The organism is Bradyrhizobium sp. 18BD, from assembly GCF_054185225.1.
Genome location: NZ_JAVAYL010000012.1, coordinates 209579 through 223562 on the forward strand (window position 1 = coordinate 209579; position 13984 = coordinate 223562).

The 13984-nt window shown below is 65.9% G+C and carries 16 protein-coding genes; 12 read left to right on the top strand and 4 right to left on the bottom strand.

Features of this window, described 5'->3' with window-relative positions; translation table 11 throughout:
* The gene (locus RAD16_RS22655) at nt 1-1152 is read right to left on the bottom strand and encodes an ATP phosphoribosyltransferase regulatory subunit (RefSeq protein ID WP_458160067.1); all 1152 of its coding nucleotides are present in this window, start codon (nt 1150-1152) and stop codon (nt 1-3) included.
* Nucleotides 1153-1282: 130 nt separating this feature from the next.
* Entirely contained in the window at nt 1283-2038 is a 756-nt protein-coding gene (locus RAD16_RS22660) for a 16S rRNA (uracil(1498)-N(3))-methyltransferase (protein ID WP_458160068.1), read from the bottom strand.
* 212 nt (nt 2039-2250) lie between these two features.
* On the opposite strand from RAD16_RS22660, the gene RAD16_RS22665 reads away from it, so the two are divergent.
* Both RAD16_RS22665 and ubiA read left to right on the top strand, forming a co-directional pair.
* Nucleotides 2251-2910 (top strand): hypothetical protein, encoded by a 660-nt coding sequence (locus RAD16_RS22665; protein WP_458160069.1) that lies wholly within the window; start codon nt 2251-2253, stop codon nt 2908-2910.
* Nucleotides 2907-3839 (top strand): 4-hydroxybenzoate octaprenyltransferase, encoded by a 933-nt coding sequence (gene ubiA / locus RAD16_RS22670; protein ID WP_458160070.1) that lies wholly within the window; start codon nt 2907-2909, stop codon nt 3837-3839. Before RAD16_RS22665 ends, ubiA begins: the two co-directional genes overlap by 4 nt.
* A gap of 121 nt (nt 3840-3960) precedes the next feature.
* On the opposite strand, the gene RAD16_RS22675 is transcribed toward ubiA, so the two are convergent.
* Entirely contained in the window at nt 3961-4479 is a 519-nt protein-coding gene (locus RAD16_RS22675) for a DUF6101 family protein (RefSeq protein ID WP_458160071.1), read from the bottom strand.
* 276 nt (nt 4480-4755) lie between these two features.
* On the opposite strand from RAD16_RS22675, the gene RAD16_RS22680 reads away from it, so the two are divergent.
* The 9 genes from RAD16_RS22680 (at nt 4756) to RAD16_RS22720 (ending at nt 12500) form a co-directional block, all read left to right on the top strand.
* On the top strand, nt 4756-6147 hold the full coding sequence (locus RAD16_RS22680; protein WP_458160072.1) for a TldD/PmbA family protein: 1392 nt from the start codon (nt 4756-4758) through the stop codon (nt 6145-6147).
* Nucleotides 6134-6952 carry a 3'(2'),5'-bisphosphate nucleotidase CysQ gene (locus RAD16_RS22685; RefSeq protein ID WP_458160073.1) on the top strand — a complete coding sequence of 273 codons (819 nt, stop codon included), beginning with the start codon at nt 6134-6136 and terminating at the stop codon, nt 6950-6952. The genes RAD16_RS22680 and RAD16_RS22685 overlap by 14 nt, the downstream gene beginning before the upstream one ends.
* 60 nt (nt 6953-7012) lie before the next feature.
* On the top strand, nt 7013-7255 hold the full coding sequence (locus tag RAD16_RS22690; protein ID WP_063687197.1) for a DUF4170 domain-containing protein: 243 nt from the start codon (nt 7013-7015) through the stop codon (nt 7253-7255).
* Nucleotides 7252-7965, top strand: a complete 714-nt coding sequence (locus RAD16_RS22695; RefSeq protein WP_458160074.1) for a lysophospholipid acyltransferase family protein — start codon at nt 7252-7254, stop codon at nt 7963-7965. Before RAD16_RS22690 ends, RAD16_RS22695 begins: the two co-directional genes overlap by 4 nt.
* Nucleotides 7928-9262, top strand: coding sequence for a 3-deoxy-D-manno-octulosonic acid transferase (locus tag RAD16_RS22700; RefSeq protein ID WP_458160120.1), 1335 nt, complete (start codon nt 7928-7930; stop codon nt 9260-9262). The genes RAD16_RS22695 and RAD16_RS22700 overlap by 38 nt, the downstream gene beginning before the upstream one ends.
* Entirely contained in the window at nt 9255-10271 is a 1017-nt protein-coding gene (lpxK, locus tag RAD16_RS22705) for a tetraacyldisaccharide 4'-kinase (RefSeq protein WP_458160075.1), read from the top strand. The genes RAD16_RS22700 and lpxK overlap by 8 nt, the downstream gene beginning before the upstream one ends.
* 153 nt (nt 10272-10424) lie before the next feature.
* Nucleotides 10425-11435, top strand: coding sequence for a cysteine synthase A (locus RAD16_RS22710; protein WP_458160076.1), 1011 nt, complete (start codon nt 10425-10427; stop codon nt 11433-11435).
* 170 nt (nt 11436-11605) lie between these two features.
* The gene (locus RAD16_RS22715; RefSeq protein WP_458160077.1) at nt 11606-12004 is read left to right on the top strand and encodes a hypothetical protein; all 399 of its coding nucleotides are present in this window, start codon (nt 11606-11608) and stop codon (nt 12002-12004) included.
* Between the two features lie 190 nt (nt 12005-12194).
* Nucleotides 12195-12500 carry a hypothetical protein gene (locus RAD16_RS22720; RefSeq protein WP_458160078.1) on the top strand — a complete coding sequence of 102 codons (306 nt, stop codon included), beginning with the start codon at nt 12195-12197 and terminating at the stop codon, nt 12498-12500.
* Between the two features lie 154 nt (nt 12501-12654).
* Here RAD16_RS22720 and RAD16_RS22725 read toward each other — a convergent pair whose 3' ends face one another.
* Entirely contained in the window at nt 12655-12879 is a 225-nt protein-coding gene (locus RAD16_RS22725; RefSeq protein ID WP_326897580.1) for a DUF2093 domain-containing protein, read from the bottom strand.
* Between the two features lie 214 nt (nt 12880-13093).
* Between RAD16_RS22725 and RAD16_RS22730 the strand changes: the two genes are divergently transcribed.
* On the top strand, nt 13094-13924 hold the full coding sequence (locus RAD16_RS22730; protein ID WP_458160079.1) for a dienelactone hydrolase family protein: 831 nt from the start codon (nt 13094-13096) through the stop codon (nt 13922-13924).
* The last annotated feature ends 60 nt before the right edge of the window (nt 13925-13984 follow it).

The window sequence follows — 13984 nt, forward strand, 5'->3', positions numbered from 1 at the left end:
TTAAGCTCCCACCTTGCGACCGATCCGGGTCAGCGTGCCCACCCAGACCGAGAAGCCGACCGCGGGGATCGGCTCGGCTGAACCGAGCTGGGTCATCAGCCCATCGTAGCGGCCGCCGGCCACCAGCGGTTCGGCGCCATTGCCGCGATGATGCAGCTCGAATTCGAAACCGGTGTAATAGTCGAGTCCGCGCCCGAACGCGGTCGAGAAGCGCGTCTGCTTCACGTCGACGCCGCGCGCGGCCATGAAGCCGACCCGGCTCTCGAACTGGTCGATGGCTGCGCTGAGGTCGAGCCTGGCATCGGTGGTGAGCGCGCGCAGCGCGGCGATTGCGTCGTCGGGATTGCCTGCGATCGACAGGAAGCGCTTGAGCACGGCGATCGCCTCGCGCGGCAGCGCGCCGCCCTTCAGCGTCGATTGCTCGAGGAAGCGGTCGGCGATTTCGGCCGTGGTGCGGCCGCCGACGTTGGTGGTGCCGGCGATCGACATCAGGTCGGTGACGAAAGCGAGCGCAGCCTTGCGGTCGGAGCCCGCCAGCGCGGCGAGCACGCCTTCATACTCGCTGCGGGTCGCGGTGGTCGCGGCCGCCAGCTTCTCCAGATCCTTTTCCAGGCTGATCTTGCGGTTGAAATCCTTGACCAGGCGGCGGCGCCAGACCGGGTAGAGGTTGAGTGCGTCGAGAAGCGCATTGAACAGCGCGACGTCGCCGGTTCGGATCTCGACATCGCTGACGCCGAAGGCCGCGGTCGCCTCCAGTGCCAGCGCCAGCATCTCGGCATCGGCCGCGGCCCGGTCCTGGCGGCCGAACGATTCGATGCCGGCCTGAAGAAACTCGCTGGCCTGGCCGCTGCGGTAACGGAACACCGGGCCGAGATAGCTGAAGCCGGCCGGCTGGCCGGCACGGCCCGAGGCAAGGTAATCGCGTGCCACGGGGATGGTCAGGTCCGGGCGCAGGCAAAGCTCCTCGCCGGAGAGGTCCGTGGTCAGATACAGGCTCTTGCGGATGTCCTCGCCCGAGAGGTCCAGGAACGGCTCGGCCGGCTGCAGGATGGCGGGCTCGGCCCTGACATAGCCGGCCTGCGCGAACGACAAGAGCAGCGTATCCGCCCAGGCGGCAGAGCCGGCAGCATTTGAGGTGGCAGTCGCGGTCATCTTCAGGGGTCCATCGTCCCGGTGGAACCGGGTAGGGCAAAGGGAGGCGAATTGGCGCAGCCCTTAGCATGGCCGGAAAACGGTTTCGACCTCCAAAGGATCAATCGCTTAATGGCAGGCCAATGCCGGATCAGGCGGGCTGGCCGCCCCAATCGCCCAGCACCGCCTGGACCAGCGCCAGCGCCGCCACCGCGGCGGTGTCGGCCCGCATGATCCGGGGGCCGAGGGCGAGCCGCAGGATTTTCGGCTGGCGCAGCAGCAGCGCCCGTTCTTCCTCGGCAAAGCCGCCTTCGGGGCCGATCAGCACATCGATCCCCTGTCCCGCCTCGCGCGCGCCTTGCAGGCTCTGGACGGGGTTTTCGACCTCGGCAGCCTCATCGCAGAAGATCAGCAGCCGGCCTGCAGGGCGCTGGCCGAGGTAGCGCTCCAGCGGCACCGGTTCGGTCACGTCCGCAATGCTGAGGATGCCGCATTGCTCGGCCGCCTCGACGACATTGGCACGCATCCGCTCGGTGTTGACCCGGGAGGCCTGGGTGAACCGGGTCAGGACCGGCTGCAGCGTGGCAGCGCCCATCTCGATTGCCTTCTGGACCATGTAGTCGAGCCGGGCATGCTTGAGCGGGGCGAAGACGTAAGCGAGGTCGGGGAGGCGGTCCTGGGGCCGGGTCTGCTGCAGGATGACGAGGCCGTCCGGCCGCTTGCGGCCTTCGATGGCGGCCTGCCACTCGCCGTCGCGGCCGTTGAAGGCCAGCACCTCGGCCCCGGCGGCCAGCCGCAGCACATTGCCGAGATAGTTGCTCTGGTCGCGGTCGAGGGCGACCCTGGCGTCCTGGGCGAGGGGGGCGTCAACGAACAGGCGGGGGGCGCGAAAATCGTGGGAGGGCATCGTTCAAAGGTCCGATTTGCCGGCGTTATTAACCTAAAGCCGCCATTTCGGGGGTAAATATTGCCAAACCGGTGCGTCGGCACGCCGCGCTCTTGCCCTATTCGACGGGTTGTTAAGGGCCGGCGGGAATCGTAAAAACGCGAACACGCTGGTTGCGCTTCAATTTGGGAAGACGCCGAACCCCGTAAGCTCCTGCCGGAGAGACTATCTTGATGATCCGTCGTTTGATGGTTCCGATCACTGCCGCTATGGTCCCCATGGGTGCCGCTGGCGCCTACGCCCAGGGATTCCCGGCGCCACTGCCGAACCAGGCTGCGAGCAGCTCGCCGTTTCCGTCCGTGAACGGTTCGGCGCCGACCGCCTCGGTCGGCTCCGCGCCGCAATCCTCGTTTCCCGTCAACGGTGCTGCGCCGCTTGGCGGCGCCGGTGCTTTCAGCGCCGCTCCACCGACGCAAGCCGGACCCGGCGAGGACTGCATGAAGGCGTTCGTGCCCCTGCGTGAAGAGGCCGAGAAGCGCGGCAAGATGATCAAGGTGGCGAGCGATCGTCATGCCACGCCGGACGAAGCCTGCAAGCTGTTCAAGAATTACAGCCAGGCCGAATTCAAGATGCTCAAATATGTCGAGACCAATTCCGCCAAATGCGGAATCCCGCCACAGGTCAGCGAGCAGCTGAAGGCCAGCCACAAGAACACCGAGGCCACGCAGGCCAAGGTCTGCAACGTTGCGCAGCAGATGCAGCAGCAGCAGGCGCGTCCGGCCGGTCCGTCGCTGAGCGAGGTGCTGGGCTCGGGCTCGGCGCCTGAAGCCAATGCCGGCAAGAAAGGCGGCAGCACCTTCGATACGCTCAACGGCAACGTCCTCACCCGATGAGTGACACATCCGCCCGCGTTGCCGACTCCACCGGCAACTGGGTCGATACGCTCGCGCCGCAATGGGCGCGGCCCTATCTGCGCCTGTCACGCTTCGATCGTCCGATCGGCTCATGGCTTCTGTTGATGCCGTGCTGGTGGTCGGCGGCGCTTGCCGCCGGCATGGCGCACGACGTCCACCGCCTCCCGCTCGTCATCGTGCTGTTCTTCATCGGCGCCTTCGTGATGCGCGGGGCAGGCTGCACCTGGAACGACATCACGGATCGCGACCTCGACGACAAGGTCGAGCGCACCCGCTCGCGGCCGCTGCCGTCGGGGCAGGTAACGACCAGACAGGCGCTGGCCTTCATGGTCGCGCAGGCGCTGATCGGTCTCGTGGTGCTGCTGCAGTTCAACCGCTTTGCGGTCCTGACCGGCATCGCTTCGCTGCTGATCGTCGCGATCTATCCCTTCATGAAGCGCGTCACCTGGTGGCCCCAGGTCTTCCTCGGCCTCGCCTTCTCCTGGGGCGCGCTGATGGGCTTTGCCGTCACCTTCGGGCGCATCGACGTCACGGCACTCGTGCTCTATGGCGGCGCGATCTCCTGGGTGATCGGCTATGACACGATCTATGCGCACCAGGACGCCGAGGACGATGCGCTGATCGGCATCAAATCCACCGCGCGCCTGTTCGGCGCGCATACGCACCAGGCGCTGATCCTGTTCTATGGGCTCGCGGTGGTGCTGATCGGCGTCGCGCTGGCGTCAGGTGATGTGCGCTGGCCGGCCTGGCTCGGGCTTGCAGCCTTCGCCGCGCATCTGGCTTCGCAGATCGTGCGCTTGCGGATCGAGGATCCCGAGCTGTGCAAGCGCCTGTTCTATTCGAACAAATATGCGGGCCTGCTGCTGTTTGCGGGATTGCTGACCGACGCGGTGATGCGGGCGGCGTAGCTCTCGTAGGGTGGGCAAAGGCGCACAGCGCCGTGCCCACGATCTTTCCGAGATTGATACAGAAATAAAAAAGGTGGGCACGCTTTCGCTCTGCCCACCCTACGGCACCTGTGCTTGTCGCTCAGTTCCGCGCGATGATCTCGCGCTCTGCACGATGAACCGGCAGCTCGCGCGCGATGCCGGTGCGGCGGCGCATCAGGAATTTCGGACGGCGGGCGCGGATCGCATTGGCGCGGCGGCGGCGCGGCGCGGGCTTGCGGGCGCCTTCGTCGAGCTGCGGCAGCGCGAACAGCTCGCTCCAGACAGCCCAGGCTTCGGCGAGCTCGTCGCCGTCGGCGCTGACCAGCAGCGGAACGGAGAGCGAGGGATCGCGATGCACGAGGACGAGGGTCTGCGCCTCGTCATTGCCGCGCAGCGCGACGCCGGTGAAATCGCTGACGCGGACGTTGATCGCCATCTGCATGCCGCGGACGGCACGGCGCAGCACGACGCGTTCGCGATGAAGCTCGATCTGCCTGGTGTATCCGTCGGCGCGCGGATCATGCGCATCGAAGCGGACAGGAAGGGAAAGAGGGTCGAGCCGCAAGCTGCGGCCCGACCCGGCGGGAGCGACCCCGCTTGTTGCTGTTTGACGCCTCACGGCTTTCGTTCTCCCCGCCGGGATTATGTTCCCGGTCGATGCGAGGACCTTAGCGCGCGGTGTCCGAAAATCGCTTAAAAAGGCTGGTTAACCCAACGTCACCGGCGGTCATGATTGACAAGAGCTTGGCGCACATGATTGACGAGACGTTGCGCGGGAGCTGCGAATCTGAGCTTTTTGACGGCTGAAAATGCTTGAAGTCCGCACCATTTGGGCACATCTGGTGTTCAGGGCCCCGATCGCCCCGAAACCTCCCGCCCCAACAGGATTTCGTTTGTGAACCCTTCACCAAGCTCGACGCTTTCGTCCAAAGCCAATCGCGACCTGTTTGATCAGTCCGCGCTGTCCGACCTTGCACAGCGGCTGGTGGAGGCGGCCAAGCGCGCGGGGGCGGATGCGGCCGATGCGGTCGCGGTGCGCGGCATCTCGCAAGGTGTCGAGGTACGCGACGGCCGTGTCGAGGAATCCGAGCGGTCCGAGGGTGACGATGTCGGCCTGCGCGTGCTGGTCGGCCAGCGTCAGGCCGTGGTCTCGACCAATGACGCCAGCGGCGATGCCGTGACCAAGCTCGCCGAGCGCGCGGTGGCGATGGCGCGCGTCGCGCCCGACGACAAATATGTCGGCCTCGCCGATCCCGCGCTGCTCGCGCGCGACTTCCCGGATCTCGATCTGCTCGATCCCGATATTCCAGCGACCAGCGAGCTCGAGCGCCGTGCGCTCGAGGCCGAGGCTGCCGCGCTTGCCGTGAAGGGCGTGTCCAAATCCGGTGGCGCTTCGGCCTCCGCCGGCATGGGCGGCATGGTGCTTGTCACCAGCACCGGTTTCCACGGCTCTTATTTGCGTTCCAGCCAGGGCATCTCGGCGACGGCGATCGTCGGCGAGGGCACCGGCATGGAGCGCGACTACGATTTCACCTCGGCGCCGCATGGGGCCGATCTGCTGTCACCTGAGGTCGTCGGCCGTTCCGCCGGTGAGCGCACCGTGGCGCGCTACAATCCGCGCAAGGTCGAGACCTGCAAGGTGCCTGTCGTGTTCGATCCGCGCGTCGCGGGCTCGCTGGTCGGCCATGTCGTCGGCGCCATCAACGGCGCCTCGATCGCGCGCAAAACCAGCTTCCTCAAGGACAAGCTCGGCCAGCAGCTCTTCGCCAAGAACATCCGCATCATCGACGATCCCTTGCGCAAGCGCGGCCTGCGCTCGCAGACCTTCGATGCCGAGGGCGTCGCGGTGAAGAAGACCGCGCTGATCGACGAGGGCGTGCTGACCACCTGGCTGCTCGACTGCGCCACCGCGCGCGAGCTCGGCCTTGCCACCACCGGCCACGCCCATCGCGGCGTCTCGTCCTCGCCCTCGCCGGGGCCGTACAATCTGCATCTCGAGCCCGGCACGCCGACGCCGGCCGAGCTGATCTCCGACATCAAGCAGGGCTTTTACGTCACCGACCTGATCGGCTCCGGCGTCAACGGCGTCACCGGCGATTACAGCCGCGGCGCCTCCGGCTTCTGGATCGAGAACGGCGAGATCACCTATCCCGTCAGCGAGGTGACGATTGCGGGCCACCTGTTCGAGATCTTCAAGTCGATGCAGCCCGCCAACAATCTCGAATTCCGCTACGGCATCAATGCGCCGACGGTGCGCATCGAGGGTTTGACGCTTGGCGGACGCTGACGCGAACTCTCTCGACGAAACGATCCTGACGCGCGATGCGGCGCTGCTGAAAGACACGGTGCGGGATGCGGGCGCGCTCGCCCGCTCGATGTTCCGCACCGAGCTGAAGAAGTGGACCAAAGGCGCATCCTCGCCGGTCTCTGAAGCCGACATCGCCGTCAACGACCTGCTCGAATCGCGCCTGCGCGCGGCGACGCCCGATTATGGCTGGCTGTCGGAGGAGAGCGCCGACGATTCCACGCGGCTGTCGCGGCGGCTCGTCTGGGTGGTCGATCCCATTGACGGCACCCGCAACTATCTTAGCGGTCACGACGAATGGTGCGTCAGCGTCGCGCTGGTCGAGAATTGCGCGCCGGTGCTGGCTGCGGTGTTCGCGCCGACCAGCAATGAGTTCTTCTTCGCGGCCCGCGGCCAAGCGACGCTGCTCAATGACAGGCCGGTGCGGGTGACGTCCGGATCCAGCCTCGACTTCTCCCGCATGTCCGGCCCCAAGCCGATGGTCGAGCGGCTCAACTCGGCCGGCGGCGACATCAAGCTGCATCCGCGAATCGGTTCGCTCGCGCTGCGGCTCTGCCGGGTCGCCCACGGCGCGCTGGATGCGGCTTTTGCGGCGGGCAACAGCCATGATTGGGACCTTGCGGCGGCCGATTTGATCGTGCAGGAAGCGGGTGGTAGGATGAGCGACCTCTCCGGAGACCCCATCCTCTATAACCGCAGGGAAGTTACGCACGGGGTGCTGGTGGCAGCGGGACGCGATCGTCATGCGAGCATTGTCGCGCATTTTCGAAATCGTCCCTTGCCCTGAGCGCTTGCGTCGTGCTTGTCGACCACTGCTTTGCCGGGCAGCCCATTAGGAACCGAACCCATGCCAGATAGCGCCCCGCAGCAACTGCTTCACCTCGTCATCGGTGGCGAGCTCGTCGATCTCGAGCACAACACCTTCAAGAACCTGGATGACGTCGAGATCGTCGGCCTCTATCCGAACTATGCGACCGCGCACACCGCCTGGCGCGCCAAGGCGCAGAGCACGGTCGACAACGCGCAGATGCGCTATTTCATCGTCCATCTCCACCGGCTGCTCGACCCGAATCAAGAACCGGCGCGTTGAAAAAACTGCTTCGCAATACGCTGCGAAGCAGCTTCGTTCAGCGTGCCGTCGGGGTCCTGGCGGCCGAATATCTGCGCTTTGTCTGGCGGACCAACAAGTTCACCTTCGATCCGCCCGACGTCTATGAGATCGTCGAGCCGCAGATCCCCGGGATCTTCGCCTTCTGGCACGGCCAGCACTTCCTCACCCCCTTCATCAAGAACAAGGACTCCTACAAGGCGAGGGTCCTGATCTCCCGCCACCGCGACGGCGAGTTCAACGCCATTGCCGCCGAGCGGCTCGGCATCGGCACGATCCGCGGTTCCGGCGACCATGGCGGCGCCTTTCACCGCAAAGGCGGTGTGGGCGCCTTCAAGGAGATGGTGCGGACGCTCCAGGACGGTTGTAATGTCGCGCTGACCGCCGATGTCCCCAAGCGCTCGCGCGTGGCCGGGCTCGGCATCATCATGCTGGCACGGGAATCGGGACGGCCGATCATGCCTTTCGCGATGGCGACCAGCCGCTTCATCCGGCTCAAGAACTGGGACCGCACCACCATCAATTTGCCGTTCGGGCGGGGCGCATTGGTCGGGATCAAGGAAATCAACGTGCCGCCGGATGCCGATGCCGCCATGATGGAGGCGTTGCGGCAGGAGTTGGAAGACACGTTGAACGAGGCGACCCGCCGTGCCTATGCGCAGCTCGGCCGCCCGGGGCCCGAAGATGCCTAACGCGCTGCCGATGACGCTGCGGATGTATCAGCGCCTGGCCTCCGGCCTGGTGCCGCTGGCGCCTGTGCTGATCAAGCGGCGGCTCAAGCAGGGCAAGGAAGACCCCGCGCGCGTCGGCGAACGGCGGGGGCTTAGCCAGGACGTGCGGCCGCATGGCCCGCTGGTCTGGATCCACGGCGCCAGCGTCGGCGAGGTGCTAGCGGCCGGCGCGCTGATCGGGCGGCTGCGCGATCTGAACCTGCGCATCCTGCTCACCTCCGGCACCGTCACCTCGGCGGCCGTCGTCGCAAAGCGCTTTCCGCCCGACGTCATCCACCAATACGTGCCGTATGATTCCCCTCGCTATGTCGCGCGCTTCCTCGATCACTGGAAACCGTCGCTGGCGCTGTTCATCGAATCCGACCTGTGGCCGAACCTGATCCTGGCGGGCGCGGCGCGCCGGGTGCCGATGGTGCTGATCAACGGACGGATGTCGCCGCGCTCCTTCCCGCGCTGGCGCCGCATGTACGGCACCATCTCGGCGCTGCTGTCGCGCTTCGACATCTGCCTCGCGCAGTCGAAGACCGATGCGGAGCGCTTCTCCGCGCTCGGCGGCCGCGACGTCGTCACGACAGGCAATCTCAAGCTCGACGTGCCGGCGCCGCCGGCCGATCCCGCCAAGCTCGAACGTCTCATGGCGATGACGCGCGGGCGTCCGATCATCGTCGCGGCCTCGACCCATCCGGGCGAGGACGAGATGCTGGTTGCGGCCCATCGCAGCCTCGTCGGCTTCTTCCCGCAGCTTCTGACCGTGATCGTGCCGCGTCATCCGGATCGCGGCGCCTCGATCGCCGGCCTGATCACGGCGTCCGGCCTGAAGCCCGCCTTGCGCTCGCGCGACGAGCCGCTGGCGGCGACCACCGACATCTATGTCGCCGACACCATGGGCGAGCTCGGCCTGTTCTACCGGCTCTCGCCGATCGTGTTCATGGGCGGATCGCTGATCCACCATGGCGGCCAGAATCCGATCGAGGCGATCAAGCTCGGCGCGGCCATCGTTCACGGCCCGCACGTCTTCAACTTCGCCGATGTCTACGAGGCGCTCGATGGAAGCGGCGGCGCGCGCCAGGCGGACACGCAGGAGCTGCTGGTCAAGCAGCTCGGCCAGTTGCTCGCCGATCCTTCGTTGCGTGACAAGATGCAGCAGGCAGGTCACGGCGTCGTCGAGCAGCTCGGCGGCGCGCTGGATCGCACCATGACCGCGCTCGAGCCGTATCTGCTGCAATTGCGGATCGAGATGGGAGCCGCCAATGCGTGAGCCGGCCTTCTGGTACCGGCCGCGTTCCCCGAAGTCGCATCTCCTCACCCCATTGGGCGCGCTCTATGGCGCCATCACCGCGCGCCGCATGGTGCGCCGGGGTTTTGACGCCGGCATCCCCGTGATCTGCGTCGGCAATTACCATGTCGGCGGCGCCGGCAAGACGCCGACCGTGCTGGCGCTGACGAAGCTGCTGCGCGAGCTCGGCGAGACGCCGGTGGTGCTCAGCCGCGGCTATGGCGGGCGGTTGAAGGGCCCGGTGATGGTCGACCGCGAACGTCATACCGCAGCCGATATCGGCGACGAGCCGCTGATGATGGTGCGCGACGTGCCTGTCGCCGTCGCGCACGACCGCCTCGAAGGCGTCGCGCTGGCCAAATCGCAGGGCGCGACCGTGATCCTGATGGACGACGGTTTCCAGAACCCGCGCCTGCTGAAGGATACGTCGCTGATCGTGATCGACAGCGAGCGTGGTCTCGGCAACGGCAAGGTATTTCCGGCCGGTCCCTTGCGCGCGCCCTTGAGAGCACAGCTCGCGCGCACCGACGCGCTGGTGCTTATCGGCGACGGCCGTGCCGCCAACGATGTCGCGGCCGAGCTCGCCAAGCGCAACAAGCCCGAGCTGCGCGCGCGGCTGAAGCCGGATGCGGCTTCGCTCGCGCAGTTGTTCGGCAAGCCGGTTTTCGCCTTCGCCGGCATCGGCGATCCCGAGCGCTTCTTCCGCACCCTGCGCACCAGCGGCATCCAGGTCGCGCGCACGCGCGCCTTCGCCGATCATCACATGTTTTCGGACGACGAGATCGCCGCGCTCGGAGCGGAGGCTGGCCGCGAGCAGCTCACGCTGGTGACGACGGAAAAGGACCTTGCCCGCCTGCGCGGCCGCGCGGGCGTCCCCGACGGCATCGTGCCGTTCGCGGTCCAGCTCGAATTCGACCAGCCGGCAAGGCTGCGGCAATTGATCAGCGACCACCTCTACAAGGCGCGCGAGCGACGCTTCAGCGCACGATGATCTTGCTGCAAGCGCTGCTCCCGTACGGCACTTGAGCATGGAATTGCCGGTTGTCTGCGTCAAACACCCAAAACATTTCAAACATCTCCCGAACTAGAGAACCGAATTGCCCGCGCGCCCGCCTAAAGTTGCGGGAACATAAAGGGGCAGGCGATGAACAATGTCCGGGCAGGTTTCCTCGACTCCATCGGCAATACGCCGCTGATCCGGTTGCGGGCGGCGTCGGAGGCCACGGGCTGCGAGATCTACGGCAAGGCTGAATTCCTCAATCCCGGCGGCTCGATCAAGGATCGCGCGGCCCTTGCCATGATCGACGATGCCGAGCGACGCGGCAGGCTCAAGCCCGGCGGCGTCATCGTCGAAGGCACCGCCGGCAATGTCGGCATCGGCATCGCGCTGGTGGCGAATGCCCGCGGCTATCGCAGCGTGATCGTGATGCCTGACACGCAGAGCCAGGAGAAGAAGGACATGTTGCGGCTCTGTGGCGCCGATTTGCGCCTGGTGCCCGCCGTGCCCTATTCCAACCCCGGTCATTACGCACGTTATTCCGGCCAGCTCGCTGAAGAACTCGGCGCCTTCTGGGCCAACCAGTTCGACAACGTCGCCAATCGCGACGGCCATTATCGCACGACCGGTCCGGAGATCTGGGCGCAGACCGAGGGACGGATCGACGGCTTTACCTGCGCTGTCGGCAGCGGCGGCACCCTGGGCGGGATCGCGCGTGCGCTCAAGGAGCGCAATCCCGACGTCAAGATCGCGCTCAGCGATCCCATGGGCGCCGCTCTCTACAACTGGTTCACCAAGGGTGAGCTGACGACGGAAGGCGACTCCATCACCGAAGGGATCGGGCAGATCCGCGTGACCAGGAATCTGGAAGGCACGCCGATCGACATGGCCTATCAGATCACCGACGCGGAAGCCTTGCCCGTTCTGTTCGACCTGATCGAACATGAAGGACTGGTGCTGGGCGGCTCCAGCGCCATCAATATCGTCGGCGCCATGCGGCTCGCGCGCGACCTCGGCCCGGGCAAGACCATCGTGACCATCCTTGCGGACGGCGGACAGCGCTATCAATCAAAACTGTTCAACCCGGAATTCTTGCGCGGTAAGAATCTGCCCGTGCCGCGGTGGTTGGAATTGATCCAGATCAAAGGATTGACTTAGATCAACGAGAGACCGGCCAGGCCCTTGCACGCTTGGGTTGGTAAAAGTGACACGAAAGGCAGCGTCGCTGTGCGACGCCTGCTGCTTCGAAAGAAATCTGCTCTGACGACAATTCCACGTTCAGTCGAACGGGCTCCAGTAGCTCATCGGCCATTTCATCGGAGAGTTTCATGAAGAGCTTCGACCCGTTGCTGTTGCTGGTACTGCTCGTTATGCAATCGGCCTCGACGCAGGCCGCGGATTTGAACGGAGCATGGTCGATCGACGCCTCGGCCTGCGGCAGCATGTTCACCAAGGAAAACAACAGGATTGCGTTCAAGAAAGATGCTGATCTCCATGCCGGCGGTCTGATCGTCCAGGGACGGGAGATTTCCGGCACGCTGCAAAAATGCACCGTCAAATCGCGGCACGATGACGGGCCGAATGTGCGAGTAGTTGCGGCATGCTCGGACGGCGTCGCGATTTCAGATGTCACGTTCGAGGTGAAACACACCGGTGAGAATGAGATCACACTCAGCTCCAACGGCCCCGTGCCCATGGATATGATTTACGTTCGCTGTCCGATGTGACGTCGACGGCGTGCGAGCATCGCGGAGCGCCTGCGTGGCGCCGCCTCTGGAGGACCGGAGGACCCGCGCCGGTCGCCAAAATGACCGTGTATCTTCAGACGCTTGCGCTTCGCCCAGCCGACCGCGGTTCGCCATTCAGGCGATATTCATCGCAAGACTCCTATCGGTTCCGTACGATCAGGAGAATTCGATGAAATTGCCCTCTGCGGCTGTCGCCGCCAGCCTTGTGTGTCTGATTGTTGCGCCGGTGTTGGCGCAGACGACGCCGTCCGCCGCGCCGACCAGCACCGTGCCGGTTCCCGCGACCAAGCGGGTGACATGTCTCGCCACGACGGCAAGTCTGAAGGGGCAGGACAAACGCGACCAGATGCAGCTCTGCATGGCGCAGGCGCGGGTCGATTGCCTGAAGCAGGCGATCGACCAGAAGATTGTCGGCGAGGCGCGCAAGAGCGCGATCAAGACCTGCGTGGGCGGCGATGGTCCCGAGCCGCAATAGCAGAATGATGCCACGAACTCGCTGCAGCAGAATAGACGAAGCGGCTTGTCCGCCGAAGCTCGGAGAGCGAAGGCGGAAGCGTGCCCACGTTGCTCGTTACGATCTTCGAGAGACGGTGGGCACGGCGCTTTGCGCCTTTGCCCACTCGACGAGATCACGGCTGCTTCAGCGCACCGGGAAAGTGCCGCTGCAGCACGGCCGCGGGCGTGGCGTAGGCTTCCTGCAGATCCACGCTCCAGTACTTCAGCTCGTCGAGCGGGATCCGCGTGTCGGTGATCGCGCAGCGCACGAAAGTCCCCGGCGAGATCACGCGGAAATCGCCGTCGAGATATTGCACCTGCGCTTCGCCATGGCCGGAAGAGCCGAACTTGTTCAGCACGGTCGAAAGTCTCCGTGGAAGGCCTCTCCAAGGAAAACCCTAAAGCAAACCCTGGAGGGCACGATGTGTTGGACGCGATGTAGCATAGATAGGGTGGCTTGTCCGCCCGGTAAACCCACCGGTTTGTGATGTTTTGCAGCCGTTTCAGCGTGATAGTGCTCGATCCGGGATCGTCGGCACCCGCGCGGACCGGCTCCTCCGACGGCAGAGTCCGATGCGCCTTCGACTGATCGCCCTGTTCCTGACGCTGCTGATGTCGGCCGCGCACGCTGCGCCGGAGACTGCGCCGCATCAGGTGGAGATTCCGCTTGCGTCCGGAACCCTGCATGCGCAGCTGTTCAAGCCCGCGGGCGAGGGGCCGTTTCCGACCGTGATTGCGCTGCACGGCTGTGGCGGCCTCGGCGGCCATGCCGATCCGGTGCTGCCGCGCTACCGCGACTGGGCGGAGCGGCTGCTCAAGGCCGGCAATGCCGTGCTGCTGCCCGACAGCTACGGCTCGCGCGAACTCGGGCCGCAATGCCGCGTCAAGGAGATGCACGTCAAGGCGCGTCGCGAGCGCGTCGCCGACATCGCGGCCTCGCGCGCCTGGCTGATGAAGCAGAGCTGGGTCGCGCGCGACCGTATCAGCCTGATCGGCTGGGCCAACGGCGCCAGCGCGCTGCTTTGGGCGGTGCGTCCGCAGAGCGTGGCGCGTGACGCTGTGCCGGATTTCCGCGCCGCGATCGCGTTCTATCCGGATTGCCGGATCTCCGCCGGCCTCGGCTGGAGCACGCGCGTGCCGACGCTGGTGCTGATCGGCGCCAACGACGACGTGTCCTCGCCGCCGGCCTGCCGCCAGATGGTGGACGGCGCGCACGGCCGCAGCGCGCTCGCGCGCATCGTGGTCTATCCCGGCGCCTATCACGATTTCGACCGCGCCAACACGCCGCTGCACGCAGCCAGCACCAGCACCGATGCCGCCGCCCCCGAGCACGGCCATCTCGGCACCGATGCCGATGCGCGCGCGGAGTCGCAGCGCGAAGTCGCGGAGTGGCTGGCGCGGTAGCCCGAGCGGGGCCGCCCGAGGAACAATTTAGGCGGACAGCCCCGCATCGACCACCGCCCT